The 15,891-nt window shown below is 64.6% G+C and carries 14 protein-coding genes; 5 read left to right on the top strand and 9 right to left on the bottom strand.

Going from position 1 to position 15,891, the window contains the following annotated elements; translation table 11 throughout:
- Nucleotides 1-56 precede the first annotated feature (56 nt).
- Nucleotides 57-224, bottom strand: coding sequence for a rubredoxin (locus PSK12I2_RS0108815; protein WP_007161456.1), 168 nt, complete (start codon nt 222-224; stop codon nt 57-59).
- A 175-nt stretch (nt 225-399) separates the two neighbouring features.
- On the opposite strand from PSK12I2_RS0108815, the gene PSK12I2_RS0108810 reads away from it, so the two are divergent.
- The 3 genes from PSK12I2_RS0108810 (at nt 400) to PSK12I2_RS0108800 (ending at nt 3,242) form a co-directional block, all read left to right on the top strand.
- Complete coding sequence (locus PSK12I2_RS0108810) at nt 400-1,545, top strand: MFS transporter (protein ID WP_027598107.1); 1,146 nt, start codon at nt 400-402, stop codon at nt 1,543-1,545.
- Nucleotides 1,546-1,644: 99 nt separating this feature from the next.
- On the top strand, nt 1,645-2,970 hold the full coding sequence (locus PSK12I2_RS0108805) for a type II toxin-antitoxin system HipA family toxin (RefSeq protein ID WP_027598106.1): 1,326 nt from the start codon (nt 1,645-1,647) through the stop codon (nt 2,968-2,970).
- On the top strand, nt 2,967-3,242 hold the full coding sequence (locus PSK12I2_RS0108800) for a helix-turn-helix domain-containing protein (RefSeq protein ID WP_042135209.1): 276 nt from the start codon (nt 2,967-2,969) through the stop codon (nt 3,240-3,242). The genes PSK12I2_RS0108805 and PSK12I2_RS0108800 overlap by 4 nt, the downstream gene beginning before the upstream one ends.
- A gap of 52 nt (nt 3,243-3,294) precedes the next feature.
- Here PSK12I2_RS0108800 and PSK12I2_RS0108795 read toward each other — a convergent pair whose 3' ends face one another.
- From PSK12I2_RS0108795 to PSK12I2_RS0108780, 4 genes are all read right to left on the bottom strand, one after another.
- Nucleotides 3,295-4,071, bottom strand: a complete 777-nt coding sequence (locus PSK12I2_RS0108795; protein ID WP_027598104.1) for a MetQ/NlpA family ABC transporter substrate-binding protein — start codon at nt 4,069-4,071, stop codon at nt 3,295-3,297.
- Between the two features lie 211 nt (nt 4,072-4,282).
- Nucleotides 4,283-5,065 (bottom strand): MetQ/NlpA family ABC transporter substrate-binding protein, encoded by a 783-nt coding sequence (locus PSK12I2_RS0108790; RefSeq protein WP_027598103.1) that lies wholly within the window; start codon nt 5,063-5,065, stop codon nt 4,283-4,285.
- A 50-nt stretch (nt 5,066-5,115) separates the two neighbouring features.
- Nucleotides 5,116-5,781 (bottom strand): methionine ABC transporter permease, encoded by a 666-nt coding sequence (locus PSK12I2_RS0108785; RefSeq protein ID WP_007161460.1) that lies wholly within the window; start codon nt 5,779-5,781, stop codon nt 5,116-5,118.
- Nucleotides 5,781-6,788: a methionine ABC transporter ATP-binding protein gene (locus PSK12I2_RS0108780; RefSeq protein WP_027598102.1), complete on the bottom strand. Its 1,008-nt coding sequence runs from the start codon at nt 6,786-6,788 to the stop codon at nt 5,781-5,783. The genes PSK12I2_RS0108785 and PSK12I2_RS0108780 overlap by 1 nt, the downstream gene beginning before the upstream one ends.
- A 286-nt stretch (nt 6,789-7,074) precedes the next feature.
- Here PSK12I2_RS0108780 and katE point away from each other — a divergent pair, with 286 nt between their 5' ends.
- Nucleotides 7,075-9,204 carry a catalase HPII gene (gene katE, locus PSK12I2_RS0108775; protein WP_027598101.1) on the top strand — a complete coding sequence of 710 codons (2,130 nt, stop codon included), beginning with the start codon at nt 7,075-7,077 and terminating at the stop codon, nt 9,202-9,204.
- Nucleotides 9,205-9,333: 129 nt separating this feature from the next.
- On the opposite strand, the gene PSK12I2_RS0108770 is transcribed toward katE, so the two are convergent.
- From PSK12I2_RS0108770 to rpoZ, 3 genes are read right to left on the bottom strand one after another with little or no spacing between them, the layout of a single operon-like run.
- Nucleotides 9,334-9,714: a RidA family protein gene (locus PSK12I2_RS0108770; RefSeq protein WP_027598100.1), complete on the bottom strand. Its 381-nt coding sequence runs from the start codon at nt 9,712-9,714 to the stop codon at nt 9,334-9,336.
- A 59-nt stretch (nt 9,715-9,773) separates the two neighbouring features.
- Nucleotides 9,774-11,933, bottom strand: a complete 2,160-nt coding sequence (gene spoT, locus PSK12I2_RS0108765; protein WP_042135202.1) for a bifunctional GTP diphosphokinase/guanosine-3',5'-bis pyrophosphate 3'-pyrophosphohydrolase — start codon at nt 11,931-11,933, stop codon at nt 9,774-9,776.
- A gap of 3 nt (nt 11,934-11,936) precedes the next feature.
- Entirely contained in the window at nt 11,937-12,209 is a 273-nt protein-coding gene (gene rpoZ / locus PSK12I2_RS0108760; RefSeq protein ID WP_007161465.1) for a DNA-directed RNA polymerase subunit omega, read from the bottom strand.
- A gap of 304 nt (nt 12,210-12,513) precedes the next feature.
- Here rpoZ and PSK12I2_RS0108755 point away from each other — a divergent pair, with 304 nt between their 5' ends.
- On the top strand, nt 12,514-13,506 hold the full coding sequence (locus tag PSK12I2_RS0108755; RefSeq protein WP_027598099.1) for an Abi family protein: 993 nt from the start codon (nt 12,514-12,516) through the stop codon (nt 13,504-13,506).
- 193 nt (nt 13,507-13,699) lie between these two features.
- On the opposite strand, the gene PSK12I2_RS0108750 is transcribed toward PSK12I2_RS0108755, so the two are convergent.
- Nucleotides 13,700-15,874: a malate synthase G gene (locus PSK12I2_RS0108750; RefSeq protein ID WP_027598098.1), complete on the bottom strand. Its 2,175-nt coding sequence runs from the start codon at nt 15,872-15,874 to the stop codon at nt 13,700-13,702.
- Nucleotides 15,875-15,891 lie beyond the last annotated feature (17 nt).

Here is a 15,891-nt window from a genome sequence, read left to right as displayed (position 1 = left end):
GCATCGCCCGTGCGATGCCTTTTTTGTGTCCGCGCAGAAGACGCGGAGCGGGGTGATCAGCCGATGGCGATCATCTCGAAGTCGCCCTTGCCCACGCCGCAGTCCGGGCACAGCCAATCCTCGGGCACATCCTCCCAGCGCGTTCCCGGCGCGATGCCGTCGTCCGGCCAGCCCAGGGCTTCGTCATAGATATAGCCGCACACGATGCATTGCCATTTCCGCATGTTCTGTTATCTCTCAACCGGCTTCAGGTAGCGCGCACGCTACGCGAAAGCCCGGTAAAGGCCAACCGTGCCGGAACCCCGGCGGACGCCCAGGGCTCCATAGGCTGCGCGTGGCAGCTACCCGTCTTCCACCCCGATCAGCTAGGCTGAGTCCATGAATTGCTCGCCATCGCCCATGCCCTGGGCCATCTATTTCGCCGTGCTGGGCAGTGTCATCAGCGTGGGCCTGGCCAGCGGCCTGTCGATGCCGCTGGTCTCGCTGCGCCTGGAAGGCTGGGGCTATGGCAGCTTCGCCATCGGCGTCATGGCCGCCTCGCCAGCCCTCGGCATCCTCACCGGCGCCAGTCTGGCCGGACGCCTGGCCGCGCGCATCGGCACGCCGCGGCTGATGCGACTGTGCCTGATCAGTGGCGCCGCCTCGCTGATCGTGCTCTCGCTGCTGCCCAGCTACCCCTTGTGGCTGCTCCTGCGCCTGGCCCTGGGCGCCATCCTCACCCTGGTCTTCGTGCTTGGCGAAAGCTGGATGAACCAGGTCATCACCGATCGTTGGCGCGGCCGCCTGGTGGCCCTCTATGGCAGCAGCTACGCCCTGAGCCAGCTGGCCGGTCCGCTGCTGCTGGGGGTGCTGGGCACCGAGGGCGACCAGGGCTTCTGGCTCGGCGCCCTGCTCATGCTCGGCGGCGCTGCCCTGCTGCTCGGCCGCCAGGGCGCGCCGGCCGCCGGCGGCCATACCGCGGCCTGGCGAGCGCTGCTGGACTTCTGCCGCGGTGCTCCAGCCATCGCCTGGGCGGTGGCGCTGTTCGCCTGCTTCGAGGCGATGATCCTCACCCTGCTGCCGGTCTATGCGCTCAACCAGGGCTTCGGCCAGCAACTGGCGCTGTACATGGTCAGCGCCGTGGTGGTGGGCGATGCCCTGCTGCAACTTCCCCTGGGCCTGCTCGCCGATCGCCTCTCGCGCCAGGGCCTGTTCCTTGGCTGCGCCCTGGGGCTGCTGGCGGTCAGTCTGGCCCTGCCGCTGCTGCTGCACACCGCGGGCGTCTGGCCACTGCTGGTGCTGTTCGGCGCCACCGCCGGCGGCCTCTTCACCCTGGCGCTGATCCTGGTGGGCGAGCGCTATCGCGACGCCGAACTGGTCAGCGCCAACGCCTGCATCGCCCAGCTCTGGGGCGTCGGCTGCCTGGTCGGCCCGCTGGTCACCGGCGCCGCCAGCCAGTGGCTCACCGGCCACGCCCTGCCGCTGCTGATGGCGGCCGGCGCCGCGGTATTGCTGGTGATCGTCGGCCGTAGGGGCAGCGCGCCAACCGCGCAAACGGCAATTTAATACCTAATGTGGCGCTATACAGGGTTATTTCAGGCACTATATTGCCGATAACCTGTATAGCACCCATAAATATCGGCAGTATATTGCCGGAGGTCTGCCATGAGTACGCTTGTGGTTCAAGCCTATCTGAGCGGGCATTGGCACGATGCCCTGCGTCTGGTTTTCGATGACCCTGGGCAAGGCCCCCAACAAGGCGCCTGCACCCTCAGCTATCTGGCCGCCTACCTGAGCGATCATCTCGACGATTTCGGCCAGCCGACGGCTGCAGCCGTGAGCGCCAACCTGCCTTTGAGTTGGGAGGTCGAGCGCCTGCCCCATTGGCCCGCGTTTCTCCAGGACATTCTCCCGGCCGGCGCCGCTCGCCGCTTTCTGCTGCCTCGCCTCGGGCTGACCGCAGCGGAAGCGGCGCAGACCGACTTTCAGTTGTTATCCCGCTGCACGCCAGCGCCCATCGGCCATCTGCGAATTCGTGAGTCGCTGGACGGGCTGGCGCAGACACCCTCCGTGGGCTTTACCCGTGAACAGGTCGTCGCTCGCGATCAGGACTTTCTGGAGTATGCCTATGAGCAAGGTGCCGCCATCGGCGGTGCAACCGGGGCAGGTGGCGATGCACCCAAGCTACTGCTGGCCGAAGATGCTCAGGGCTTGCTCCATCCAGATGCCACCCTAGCCGATGACCTGGCCTGTCGACACTGGCTGGTGAAGTTTCCGCGCAACAAAGGCAACGCCACGGACCAGGACATCCTGCGTAGCGAGCACGGCTACTATCGGGCCTTGAATACCCTTGGGCTGGAGACCGTCGCTGAAAACGGACTCGCCCTGGAAGAAGGTCGCCGCCCCAGTCTCTGGCTGCCACGCTTCGACCGCTGCACCGGCCCGCAACACGTAGAGCGTCTGGCCGTTGAATCCCTCTATTCGCTGACTCACACCCTGGTGCCCGGCAGCTATCTGAATCATCTCGACGCCATCGGCGCCCTGATCAGGGTCTGGCGCGCAGCGGGTCAGGACCGCGAGATTCCGGCGCTGCTGGACGACTATCTGCGCCGTGATCTGCTCAATCAGCTGCTGGGCAACAGTGACAACCACGGCCGCAATACCGCCATTCTGCGAGATGAGCATCGCGTGCGCCTGGCGCCTCTCTACGACCTTGCCCCCATGGTCATGGATGAGCAGGGCATCACCCGAACCAGCAAATGGCCAGCGCCCGTCGAGCAGGCGGGCGCTGTCGATTGGTACGCGACCTGTCGGCTGCTGGCCGAGTGGGACGATCCCGAACGGCTGTGGGAAGCACTCAAGCAGAACGCCGAGCAGCTCCGCGCCCTGCCGGACCTGTTGCAGCCGATGCTGCCCCGGGCCACCTGGGAACATCCGCGGATTCCGTTACGGCGTCTGGATAGCCATTTGCGCGAGGCAGGGCTGCTATGAACCTCGATGATCCGGAACTGCGGCAACACAAGCTGGATGATATCCGTGAAGGATTACAGACCGGGCGCCTGAGTCTGGGCACCGGTGTCCGGCGTCTGCGTCGCGACATCACCGGCCTGACCCAGGCTGACTTCGCACGCATGGCCCGTATCTCGCTGCGTACCTTGCGACAATTGGAGCAGGATGAAGGCAATCCCACCCTGGCGACGCTGCAAGCGGTCTTTCGACCCTTCGGCCTGGGAATGGGCGTCGTCCCCCTGAAACGCCATTGAGCCCTACGAAAAACGCCGGCACGGGGCCGGCGTCTCTTGTCTCGGGCAGCGCTTAGAACGCCGGCACCACGGCGCCCTTGTACTTTTCTTCGATGAATTGCTTCACCGCCGGGGTGTTCAGCGCCTTGGCCAGCTTCTGCACGGCATCGCTGTCCTTGTTGTCCGGACGGGCGACCAGGATGTTGGCATAGGGCGATTCCTTGCCTTCCAGCAGCAGGGCGTCCTGGGTCGGGTTGAGCTTGGCTTCCAGGGCGTAGTTGGTGTTGATCAGCGCCAGGTCGACCTGATTCAGCACGCGTGGCAGGGTCGCGGCTTCCAGCTCCTTGAACTTGAGCTTCTTGGGATTCTCGGCGATGTCCTTGGGCGTGGCGAGGATGTTGGCGCTGTCCTTGAGCTTGATCAGCCCGGCCTTTTCCAGCAGCAGCAGGGCACGGCCGCCATTGGTGGCGTCGCTGGGGATGGCCACGACGGCGCCTTCGCGGACTTCGTCGAGCTTCTTGATCTTTTGCGAGTAGATGCCGAAGGGCTCGACATGCACCTGGGCGACGGTCACCAGGTCGGTACCGCGGCTCTTGTTGAATTCATCCAGGTAGGGCTGGTGCTGGAAGAAATTGGCGTCCAGACGCTTCTGGGCCACCTGCAGGTTGGGCTGCACGTAGTCGGTGAAGACCTTGATCTGCAGGTCCACCCCTTCCTTGGCCAGCTGGGGTTTGACGAATTCGAGGATCTCGGCGTGGGGCACCGGGGTGGCGGCGACGCTGAGGGTCTCGGCGGCGTGGGCGGCCAGGCTGGCGGCCAGCAGGGCGGCGGTGGCGAGCAATTTCTTCATGGCAGTTTCCTAGAACGGGGTGGAACCGTCGACGCCTCTGCGGGCGTCGACGGCGATGGAGCCGAGGCTTAGAAGCTGTTCACGGTCTCGCGAGCTAGAGACAAACAAGGCGAAAAGGCCTGAGGAAGCGGAGTTTACGAGTGGTAAATGAGCATTCCGAAGGCATTTTCAACGCCGTTTGATCGACGCGCAGCAGATCGTGAACAGATTCTTAGAACGCGGGAACGACGGCGCCCTGATACTTCTTCTCGATGAATTGCTTCACCTCGGGGGTGGTCAGGGCCTTGGCCAGCTTCTGGATGGCCGGGTCGTTGGCCTTGTCGGCACGGGTGTAGAGCAGGTTGGCGTAGGGCGACTCGCCGCTCTCGATGAAGATGGCGTCCTTGGTCGGCACCAGCTTGGCTTCCAGGGCGTAGTTGGCGTTGATCAGCGCCAGGTCGACCTGGTTCAGCACGCGCGGCAGGGTCGCGGCTTCCAGCTCCTTGAACTTCAGGTGCTTGGGATTCTCGACGATGTCACGCGGGGTGGCGGTGACGTTGCTCGGATCCTTGAGGGTGATCAGGCCCTGCTTGGCGATCAGCAGCAGCGCGCGACCGGAGTTGCTCGGGTCGTTGGGGATGGCCACGGTGGCGCCGTCCTTGAGTTCCTTGATGTCCTTGATCTTCTGCGAATAGGCACCGAAGGGCTCGACGTGCACCGCCACCACCGGCACCTGGTCGCTGCTCGGGTTGCTCTTCTTGTAGCTGGCGTAATAGGGCTTGGTCTGGAAGTAGTTGGCATCCACCTGCTTCTGATCGGTCTGACGATCAGGCTGGATGTAGTCGGTGAAGACCTTGATCTTGAGGTCCACGCCTTCCTTGGCCAGCTGCGGCTTGATGAATTCCAGGATCTCCGCGTGGGGAACCGGATTGACCGCGACGGTCAGGGTCTCGGCGGCCTGGGCGGCGGTGGCGACACCCAGGCCGAAGGCCAGGGACAGCAGGGTACGTTTCAGCGACATCTGGATTTTCCTTGTGCAAAACCTTCGAGTGGATGAAGCCTGGATCAACGACGACTGAAATGGGCGACGAGGCGATCGCCGACCATCTGCAGTACCTGGACCAGCACCAGCAGCAAGAGCACCGTGACCACCATGACGTCGGTCTGGAAGCGCTGGTAGCCGAAACGGATGGCCAGATCGCCGAGGCCGCCGCCGCCGATCACCCCGGCCATGGCGGTGTAGGACACCAGGGCGATGGCGGTGACGGTGGTGGCCGCGATCAGCCCGGGCAGGGCCTCGGGCAACAGGGTGCGGGTGACGATCTGCCAGAGGCTGGCGCCCATGGCCTGGGTCGCCTCGATGATGCCGCGGTCGACCTCGCGCAGGGCGGTCTCCACCAGCCGGGCGAAGAAAGGCGCGGCGCCCACCACCAGCGGCGGAATGGCGCCCTCGACGCCCAGGGAGGTGCCGATCAGCCAGACCGTGATGGGGATCATCAGGATCAGAAGGATGATGAAGGGCACCGAGCGCAGCACGTTGACCACGAAGGAGAGGATGCCGTAGACCAGCGGCTGCTCCAGCAGCTGACGGCGGCTGGTGAGAAACAGCAGCACGCCCAGCGGCAGGCCGAGGATCAGGGTGAAGAGCATGGACCAGCCAAGCATGGCCAGGGTGTCCTGGGTCGCCTGCCAGATCTCGGCCCAGTCGATGTTGGTGAAGAGTTCGTCCATCAGCGCAGGACCTCCACGGTGACGTCGGCGGCCTGGAAGCGAGCCAGGGCGGCGTCCAGGTCACCGCCCACCAAGGCGATGGTGAGCTGGCCATAGGGCTCGTCCCGGATGCGGTCGATGCGACCGCCGAGAATGCTGTAGTCGACACCGGTCTCCCGGGCGACATGGCCCAGCAGCGGTGCATAGGTGGCTTCGCCGCGGAAGGTCAGGCGCAGGATGCGGCCTTCGACATGGGCATAGGCGTCGGCCAGCTCGGCCTCGTCCTGGTGCTCGGCCTCGAACACGAAGCGGCGGGTGGTGGGGTGCTGCGGGTGCAGGAAGACATCGGCGACGGTGCCCTGCTCCACCACGGCGCCGCCATCGAGCACGGCGACGCGATCACAGACGCGGCGGATCACGTCCATCTCGTGGGTGATCAGCACGATGGTCAGGCCCAGCTCGCGATTGAGTTCGGCGAGCAGTTGCAGCACCTGGGCGGTGGTCTGGGGATCGAGGGCGCTGGTGGCCTCGTCGCAGAGCAGAATTTTCGGCTCGGTGGCCAGGGCGCGGGCGATGCCGACGCGCTGCTTCTGGCCGCCGGAGAGCTGCGCCGGGTACTTGCGCGCCTGGTCGGACAGGCCGACCCGCGCCAGCAGTTCCTCGACGCGCTGGGCGATCTGCGCCCGCGAACGGCCGCCGGCCAGTTCCAGCGGCAGGGCCACGTTGGCCGCCACGGTCTTCGAGGAGAGCAGATTGAAGTGCTGGAAGATCATGCCGATGCGGCGGCGGAAATCGCGCAGCTCGCTGGAGCCCAGGGTGGTGACCTCGGCGCCGTCGACCAGCAGGCGACCGCCGCTGGGGGCTTCGAGGCGGTTGATCAGGCGCAGCAGGGTGCTCTTGCCGGCACCGGAATGGCCGATCAGGCCGAAGATCTCGCCGGCTTCGATCCTCAGGTCGACCGGCTGGAGCGCCGCGACCTCGCGACCGCGCGTGCGGTACGTCTTGTGGACAGCGTGGAATTCGATCAATGGAAAAACCTTGTGGGTATCGTCAGACAACTGGAGGGTGATCCAGCCGCGCAGTTTAACGCGCGCGCTTATATCTGCTTAGCACTTGTTGTCGGGTATTAAGCCAATAAAGGCATATGGCCAGTTCGTGCGCCGGGACTTCACCCGCGGGAACAGCCCGTCGCTTCGCATCAGCCAAGCGGAACACCAGCTCCAGCCCATGAGTCACTACAGGACTGCCTGAATTCGCCCCACATTCCGTAGGGGACGCAAAGAGCGCCTGACAGGCGCCTGATGAGGACTTTCCATGGCTACGCCCCCCAAGAGTGAACTCGCCGGTACCGACACCCTGGATCGCCAGAACACCTCGAAGAAAATCGAGCAACTGGAGCAATTCCGCTCCGATGCCACCGGCCAGGCACTGCGCACCAACCATGGCGTGAAGATCGCCGACAACCAGAATTCGCTGCGCGCCGGCACCCGCGGGCCTTCCCTGCTCGAAGACTTCATCATGCGGGAGAAGATCACCCACTTCGACCACGAGCGCATCCCGGAGCGCATCGTCCATGCCCGCGGCACCGGTGCCTATGGCTATTTCCAGCCCTACCAGGACTGGTCCGACCTGACCAAGGCCGCGCTCTTCCGCGACCCCAACCACCAGACCCCGGTGTTCGTGCGCTTCTCCACCGTGCAGGGCCCGCGCGGCTCCGGCGACAGCGTGCGCGACGTGCGTGGCTTCGCCATTAAGTTCTACACCGAGGAAGGCAACTGGGACATGGTCGGCAACAACATGCCGGTCTTCTTCATCCAGGACGCCATCAAGTTCCCCGACTTCGTCCATGCGGTGAAGCCCGAGCCGCACAACGAGATCCCCACCGGCGGCAGCGCCCACGACACCTTCTGGGACTTCGTTTCCCTGGTGCCCGAGTCGGCGCACATGGTGCTCTGGACCATGACCGACCGCGCCATCCCGGTGAACCTGCGCAGCATGCAGGGCTTCGGCATCCACACCTTCCGCATGATCAACACCGCCGGCAAGGGCGTCTTCGTCAAGATCCACCTGAAGCCCGCCGGCGGCGTGCGCTCCCTGGTGTGGGACGAGGCCCAGAAGCTGGCCGGCAAGGACACCGATGCCCACCGTCGCGACCTCTGGGAAGCCATCGAAGCCGGTGACTACCCCGAGTGGGAATTCGGCGTGCAGATCATTCCCGAGGAAGACGAGCACAAGTTCGACTGGGACATCCTCGACGCCACCAAGATCATCCCCGAGGAGCTGGTGCCCATCACCCCGCTGGGCAAGCTGGTGCTCAACCGCAACCCGGACAACTACTTCGCCGAGACCGAGCAGGTGGCCTTCTGCCCCGGCCATGTCGTGCCCGGTATCGACTTCAGCAACGATCCCCTGCTGCAGGGTCGGCTGTTCTCCTACACCGACACCCAGATCAGCCGTCTCGGTGGGCCGAACTTCCACGAGCTGCCGGTCAACCGCCCAGTGGTGCCGAATCACAACGGCCAGCGTGACGCCAAGTACCGCATGACCATCGACAAGGGTCGCGCCTCCTACGAGCCCAACTCCATCGACGGCGGCTGGCCCAAGGAAACCCCGCCGGCGCCCCAGGACGGCGGCTTCGAGAGCTACTACGAGCGCATCGACGGCCACAAGGTGCGTGAGCGCAGCGAGACCTTCGGCGACCACTTCTCCCAGGCCACGCTGTTCTACAACAGCCTGTCGGAAGCCGAGCAGGCGCACGTCGCCGATGCCTACAGCTTCGAGCTGGGCAAGGTCGAGCGCATGTGGATTCGCGAGCGCCAGGTCAACGAGATCCTCGCCAACATCGATCTGGAGCTGGCGCAGAAGGTGGCCAAGAAGGTCGGCGTGACCCCGCCCACCGCCCCCACCGTGCAGCCGCGCAAGGTCTCCATCGACAAGTCGCCGGCGCTGAGCCAGCTCAACCTGCTGTCCGGCAACATCAAGGGCTTCAAGGTGGCGGTGCTGGTGGGTGACGGCGTCATCGCCAGCGAAGTGGAGGCCATCAAGCAGGCGCTCAAGGCCGAAGGTGCTCATGTGAAGGTGCTCGGCCCCACCGCCGGCCCGGTCAAGGCCGCCGACGGCAGCGAAGTGGCCGTGGACGGTTCGGCCGAAGGCATGCCTTCGGTGGCGCTGGACGCGGTCTATGTGCCGGGCGGTGCCGAGAGCGTCAAGGCCATGCTCGACGACGGCGTGATCAAGCACTACCTGCTGGAAGCCTACAAGCACCTCAAGGCCATCGCCCTCACCGGCGAAGCCGAGCAGTTGCTCAAGGCGGTCTACCTGGACACAGACGAGGCGCTGCTCACCGGCAGCGATTTCAAGGCGGTCCAGCAGGACTTCTTCGCTGCCATCGCCAAGCACCGTTGCTGGGCGCGGATGCCGAAGATCAAGTCCATCCCGGCCTAACCAGGCAGACATGAAAAAGCCGACCGTCGCGAGACGGTCGGCTTTTTTTGGGGGGTCATCGCGGCCATGGGCCGCTCCTACAGGTGCATCAACTACTGTAGGAGCGGCCCATGGCCGCGATCAAAGGCTTTAACTCAGTACCAAGACCCCATCCATTTCCACCTGGGAGCCCTTCGGCAGCGCGGCGACGCCGATGGCGGCGCGTGCCGGATAGGGCTGCTGGAAATAGCGCCCCATGATCTCGTTGACGGTGGCGAAGTGGGCGAGGTCGATGAGGAAGATGTTCAGCTTGACGATGTCGGTCAGCGAACCACCGGCGGCTTCGGCGACGGACTTGAGGTTCTCGAAGACCTGGACCACCTGGGCTTCGAAGCCGTCCACCAGCTCCATGGTGGTCGGGTTGAGCGGGATCTGCCCGGAGAGATAGACGGTGTCACCGACCTTGATCGCCTGGGAATAGGTACCAATGGCGGCCGGCGCCTTGTCGGTGTGGATCACTTGCTTGCTCATGGGTCGCTCCTGTGCGGGAAAGGCCCGATTCTGCAAGCCGGTGGTGACACCCTGCAACCTCAGCTGCGAACCCGAGTGATACCGGCCACGCCCTTGAGCGTCCGCAGCTTCTTGATCACCCGCGCCAGGTGCACGCGATCACGCACGCTGACCACCAGCTGGACCACGCTGACCCGGCCGTCGCGCTCGTTCATGCCGATCTTCTCAACGTTGGCGTCCGCGGCGGTGACGTTGTTGGCCAGCATGGCGATCAGGCCGCGCTGGTGCTCCAGCTGGACGCGCAACTCGACGCTGAATTCGCCAGTGACGTCCTTGGCCCAGTTGAGCACGATGCACTTTTCGCTGTTATGCCGGAATTCGGCGATGTTCCGGCAATTTTCCAGGTGGATCACCATGCCCTTGCCGGCCGACAGGTGACCGACGATGGGATCGCCCGGAATCGGCGTGCAGCACTTGGCGTAGCTGATCACCAGGCCTTCGGTACCGCGGATCGCCAGCGGGCCCTGGGGCGTGGTGCTGGCCTGGGGTTCCAGTGGCTCTTCCTGCTCGCTGCCGGACACCAGGCGCCGCGCCACCACATAGGCCATGCGGTTGCCCAGGCCGATCTCTTCGAGCAGGTCTTCCAGCACCACGCCCTTGTATTCGCCGAGCACCGAGAGGATGCGCATCGGCGAGATCTTCGACAGCTGGGTGCCGAAGCCGGACAGCGCCTTGTTCAGCAGCCGCTCGCCGAGGCTGATGGACTCGGAGCGACGCTGCTGCTTGAGCGCATGGCGGATGTTGGTGCGCGCCTTGCCGGTGACCACGAAGTTGAGCCAGGCCGGATTGGGCCGGGCGCCGGGGGCGGTGACGATCTCCACCGTCTCGCCGCTGCCCAGCGGCTGCGACAGCGGCGCCAGGCGGCGGTTGATGCGGCAGGCGATGCAGCTGTTGCCGACGTCGGTGTGCACCGCGTAGGCGAAGTCCACGGCCGTGGAGCCCTTGGGCAGCTCCATGATGCGGCCCTTGGGGGTGAAGACGTAGACCTCGTCGGGAAAGAGGTCGATCTTCACGTTCTCGATGAATTCCAGGGAGTTGCCCGCGCGCTGCTGCAACTCGAGGATGCCCTTCACCCACTGGCGCGCGCGCAGGTGACTGGCGCGCGGTTCGTCGCCGCCGGCCTTGTACAGGCCATGGGCGGCGATGCCGTTGTTGGCCATCTCTTCCATCTCGCGGGTGCGGATCTGGATCTCGATGGGCACCCCGTGCATGCCGAACAGGGTGGTGTGCAGGGACTGGTAGCCGTTGGCCTTGGGGATGGCGATGTAGTCCTTGAAGCGCCCCGGGAACGGCTTGTAGAGATTGTGCACCGCGCCGAGCACGCGGTAGCAGGTGTCGACCTTGTCGACGATGATGCGGAAGCCGTAGACGTCCATGATCTCGTTGAACGACTTACGCTTGCCGCGCATCTTCTGGTAGATGCTGTGCAGGTGCTTTTCGCGGCCGACCACCTCGCCGTCCAGGCCGTCGCGGGCCAGGCAGTTGGCCAGGGATTCCTGGATCTTGCCGAGGATCTCGCGGCGATTGCCCCGCGCGGTCTTGACCGCCCGCTGGATGCGTTCGGCGCGCATCGGGTGCATGGCGCGAAAACCCAGGTCCTCGAATTCCACGTAGAAATCGTGCATGCCCAGCCGGTTGGCGATGGGCGCGTAGATTTCCAGGGTTTCCTTGGCGATGCGCCGGCTCTTGTCCGGCGGCATGGCGTCCAGGGTGCGCATGTTGTGCAGCCGGTCGGCCAGCTTGACGAGGATGACGCGGATGTCCTTGGACATCGCCATGGTCATCTTCTGGAAGTTCTCCGCCTGGGCCTCTGCCTTGGTCTCGAACTTCATCTGGGTCAGCTTGCTGACCCCGTCTACCAGCTCCGCCACCGTCTCGCCGAACTGGCCGGCCAGGGCTTCCTTGGCGATGCCGGTGTCCTCGATCACGTCGTGCAGCATGGCGGCCATCAGGCTCTGATGGTCCATGTGCATGTCGGCGAGGATGTTGGCGACGGCCAGCGGATGGGTGACATAGGGCTCGCCGCTGCGGCGGCGCTGCCCGTCGTGAGCCTGCTCGGCGTAGTAGTAGGCCCGCCGTACCAGATTGACCTGGTCGGGGGTCAGGTAGTCCGCCAGACGCTCGGCCAGCAGGTCGATGCCGGTCGGGTGGACGTCACCATACGCAGGCTCGGCGGCCATGGCTTAGAGGGCCTCGCCGTCCGCTTCTTCGTTGACTTCGAAGGCGGCGAACAGCGGCTCTTCTTCGACGATGTCGTCCAGACGGATGACTTCTTCGTCGACCAGACCTTCGGCGATCTCGCGCAGGGCGACGACGGTGGGCTTGTCGTTGTCCCACGGTACCTTGGGCTCCTTGCCGCCGGTGGCCAGCTGGCGCGAGCGCTTGGTGGCGAGCATGACCAGCTCGAATCGGTTGTCTACGTTGTCCAGGCAGTCTTCGACAGTAACGCGGGCCATGGTCTTCCTCGTGGCGATGATGATCCCGGGAACGGGGGACCCGATAGTATAAAAATTCGCCAGTGGCAAGGGAAGGGGCGGTGGTCGGAGGGTCAGCGGTCGTTGGTGGTGCTCCAATAGAGGATCCACCACCCGAAGGCCTTTTGCCTGAGCTACTGGATCGCTAACGTACTACACGCTTTTCCTTCATTTACAGAAAACGCCTTTTTGAGTTCCTTCGAGAAGGCCCGATGGATCGTACGGCCCGGGCGATAGGCTATTAACCAAGCCGCTGAATAGCTTTCTGATCAAAAGGAATGGATCAATGTCGGGATACGCCAAGCCATGGATGAGCGTGGATGATCAGCTGGATCAATTGACTCGACGCGGCCTGGCCGTCACTGATAGAACGTTGGCGCTCAACTACCTGAGCCGAATCGGCTATTACCGCCTGAGCGGCTATTGGTATGCGTTTCGAGAGCGAAGCGGTGCCCTGTTATTGCTGGATAGAGGTAAGAAGCCGCGAAAGCTCAAGGTCACCACCGTGACACTGGACGAATTCAAAGTCGGTGCCACCTTTCAGAATGCCGTCGACCTCTATGTGTTCGACAAGAAGTTACGACTGCTGACGCTGGACGCCCTGGAGCGCATTGAAGTCGGCTTGAGAGTCGACATCGCCTACTGCCTCGGTGCCAGAGATGCCTTTGCCTACCTGCGCCCCGAACTATTGCACGGCGACTTCAGCAGCAAACTGGATCCCCGAACCGGACTCAGCCGCCACCACGACTGGATGGGACGTCAGGCAAAATTGATCGCCCGCTCCAAGGAAGACTTCATTCGGCATTGCAAGGATAAGTACGGGCTGCCTTTGCCAATCTGGATAGCGGCGGAAGTGTGGGATTTCGGCACGATGTCCACGCTGTACAGTGGCCTGCAAGAGACTGACCAGGACGCCATTGCAGCCAAGTATGGGCTATCGAACGGTCGTGTCTTTTCGTCCTGGTTACGTAGCCTCAACTATCTGCGCAATGTTTGCGCGCACCACAGCCGACTGTGGAATCGCAACATCGTCGATCAGCCAAAACTGCCCTACCTGGCCGAGGCACCTTGGGTACAGCCTTTCATAGGCAACGCCCATGCTCTGGCACGGTGCTATCTACTGCTGCGCATGACACGCCATCTTCTGGACGTCGTGAATCCTCGATCAACCTGGTCACAGCGAATCAAGGCGCATCTACTGAGCTTCCCTGAGCTATCGCACCTGGGCCTGAACATCGCGGGCATGGGCGCCCAGCCTGGCTGGGAAGCCGACTGGTAAAAACGCAGGCAATAAAAAACCCCTCAGCAGCTTCATCACCTAAGTGAGTCAGCTGAGAGGGGCCGTGTTGGGATCCATACTAGGGAACGACCTGAAGTCCGTCAAGCCTGCGCATGCGGAGGCTCTGGACCAAGGCCAGTATCACTCAACGCTCGATCCGCAAGACACGTCCGAGCGTTGAGCATCAATCCTCTCAGGCCCCCGCTTTCTTCTTCAACCGCCAGGCGTGCAGCAGCGGCTCGGTGTAGCCGCTAGGCTGCTCGCGGCCCTTGAAGATGAGGTCGCGGGCGGCGCGATAGGCGTAGGACGTGTCGAAGTGACCGGCCATGGGCTCGTAGAGGGCGTCGCCGGCGTTCTGGCCGTCGACCACCTTGGCCATGCGCTGCAGCGTCTCGTCCACCTGTTCGGCGCTGACCACGCCGTGGTGCAGCCAGTTGGCGATGTGCTGGCTGGAGATGCGCAGGGTGGCGCGGTCTTCCATCAGGCCGACGTCATGGATGTCGGGCACCTTGGAGCAGCCCACGCCCTGGTCGACCCAGCGCACCACGTAGCCGAGGATGCCCTGGCAGTTGTTGTCCAGCTCCTGCTGGATGGCCTCGGCGGACCAGTCCGGCGACTCGGCCACCGGCACGCTGAGCAGCCCGGCGAGCAATTCGCCACGGGCGGCGTCGACGTCGCTGCGTTCCAGCTCCTGCTGCACCTGCTGGACGTTGACCTGGTGGTAATGCAGGGCGTGCAGCACGGCGGCGGTGGGCGACGGTACCCAGGCGGTGTTGGCGCCGGCCTTGGGATGGCCGATCTTCTGCTCCAGCATGGCGGCCATCAGATCGGGCATGGCCCACATGCCCTTGCCGATCTGCGCCTTGCCGCGCAGGCCGCAGGCCAGGCCGACCAGCACGTTGTTGCGCTCGTAGGCGGTGATCCACTTGGAGGTCTTCATGTCGCCCTTGCGCAGCATGGGGCCGGCCAGCATGGCGGTGTGCATCTCGTCGCCGGTGCGGTCGAGGAAGCCGGTATTGATGAAGGCCACCCGCGCCGCGGCGGCGGCGATGCAGGCCTTGAGGTTGACGCTGGTGCGCCGCTCCTCGTCCATGATGCCCAGCTTGACGGTGTTGGCCGGCAGCCCCAGCAGGGCCTCGACACGGTCGAACAGCTGGACGGCGAAGGCCACCTCGGCCGGGCCGTGCATCTTGGGTTTGACGATGTACACCGAGCCGCTGCGGGAATTGCCCTGGCGCTTGAGGTCGTGCATGGCGATGGTCACGGTGACCACGGCATCGAGGATGCCCTCGGGGATCTCGCGGCCGTCTTCCAGCAGCACCGCCGGATTGGTCATCAGGTGACCAACGTTGCGGATGAACAGTAGCGAGCGCCCGTGCAGGCTCAGCGGCTGGCCGTCGGCGCCCTGGTACTCGCGATCGGGGTTGAGGCGGCGGGTGAAGGTCTCGCCGCCCTTGCTGACCTCTTCGGCCAGGTCGCCCTTCATCAGGCCCAGCCAGTTGCGATAGGCCAGCACCTTGTCGGCGGCGTCCACCGCGGCGATGGAGTCTTCCAGGTCCATGATGGTGCTGACCGCGGCTTCCATCAGCAGGTCCTTGACCCCAGCGGCGTCGGTCTTGCCGATGGTGCTGTCGCGGTCGATCTGGATTTCCAGGTGCAGGCCGTTATGGCGCAGCAGGACCGCGGACGGTGCCGCGGCATCGCCCTGGTAACCGACGAAGGCGGCCGGATCGGCCAGTTCGCTGGTACCGCTCCTGAGGTCCACCACCAGGCGGCCATCCTGGATGCGGTAGGCGGTGGCGTCCCGGTGCGAGCCGCTGGCCAGGGGGGCCACGCCATCCAGCACCTGGCGGGCGAAGGCCACCACCTTGGCGCCACGGGCGGGGTTGTAGCCCTTGCCGCGCTCGGCGCCATCGGTTTCGGGCAGGGCGTCGGTGCCATAGAGGGCATCGTACAGCGACCCCCAGCGGGCATTGGCGGCGTTCAGGGCGTAGCGGGCGTTGAGCACCGGCACCACCAGCTGCGGACCGGCCTGTTCGGCGATCTCGCGGTCGACCCCGGACGTCGAGGCCTGCACCTGGCCGGGGACCGGTTGCAGATAGCCGATGCCTTCCAGAAAGCGCTGGTAGGCGGGCAGATCGGTGACCGGACCGGGATGAGCGCTGTGCCAGTTGTCCAGCTCCACCTGCAGGCGATCCCGCTCGGCCAGCAGTTCGCGATTGCGCGGCGCCAGCTCGTGCACCAGCTGGTCCACGCCCGACCAGAAGGCGGCGGTGTCGAGTCCGGTGCCGGGCAGCACTTCCTCGTCGATGAAGCGCTGCAGCTCGGTGGCCACCTGCAGGCGGCCCAGGGTAGTACGGTCGGTCATGATGGCTTTCCTTGATA

This window comes from Pseudomonas sp. MOIL14HWK12:I2 (assembly GCF_000510745.1).
GTDB classification, from domain to species: domain Bacteria; phylum Pseudomonadota; class Gammaproteobacteria; order Pseudomonadales; family Pseudomonadaceae; genus Chryseomonas; species Chryseomonas oryzihabitans.
This window is presented reverse-complemented; position numbering and strand designations above follow the sequence as displayed.

Bases quoted from the DNA above. Each gene is read 5' to 3' on its own strand.
- PSK12I2_RS0108815 (WP_007161456.1), bottom strand. From the start codon at position 224: ATGCGGAAATGGCAATGCATCGTGTGCGGCTATATCTATGACGAAGCC.
- PSK12I2_RS0108810 (WP_027598107.1), top strand. From the start codon at position 400: ATGCCCTGGGCCATCTATTTCGCCGTGCTGGGCAGTGTCATCAGCGTG.
- PSK12I2_RS0108805 (WP_027598106.1), top strand. From the start codon at position 1,645: ATGAGTACGCTTGTGGTTCAAGCCTATCTGAGCGGGCATTGGCACGAT.
- PSK12I2_RS0108800 (WP_042135209.1), top strand. From the start codon at position 2,967: ATGAACCTCGATGATCCGGAACTGCGGCAACACAAGCTGGATGATATC.
- PSK12I2_RS0108795 (WP_027598104.1), bottom strand. From the start codon at position 4,071: ATGAAGAAATTGCTCGCCACCGCCGCCCTGCTGGCCGCCAGCCTGGCC.
- PSK12I2_RS0108785 (WP_007161460.1), bottom strand. From the start codon at position 5,781: ATGGACGAACTCTTCACCAACATCGACTGGGCCGAGATCTGGCAGGCG.
- katE (WP_027598101.1), top strand. From the start codon at position 7,075: ATGGCTACGCCCCCCAAGAGTGAACTCGCCGGTACCGACACCCTGGAT.
- PSK12I2_RS0108770 (WP_027598100.1), bottom strand. From the start codon at position 9,714: ATGAGCAAGCAAGTGATCCACACCGACAAGGCGCCGGCCGCCATTGGT.
- spoT (WP_042135202.1), bottom strand. From the start codon at position 11,933: ATGGCCGCCGAGCCTGCGTATGGTGACGTCCACCCGACCGGCATCGAC.
- rpoZ (WP_007161465.1), bottom strand. From the start codon at position 12,209: ATGGCCCGCGTTACTGTCGAAGACTGCCTGGACAACGTAGACAACCGA.
- PSK12I2_RS0108755 (WP_027598099.1), top strand. From the start codon at position 12,514: ATGTCGGGATACGCCAAGCCATGGATGAGCGTGGATGATCAGCTGGAT.
- PSK12I2_RS0108750 (WP_027598098.1), bottom strand. From the start codon at position 15,874: ATGACCGACCGTACTACCCTGGGCCGCCTGCAGGTGGCCACCGAGCTG.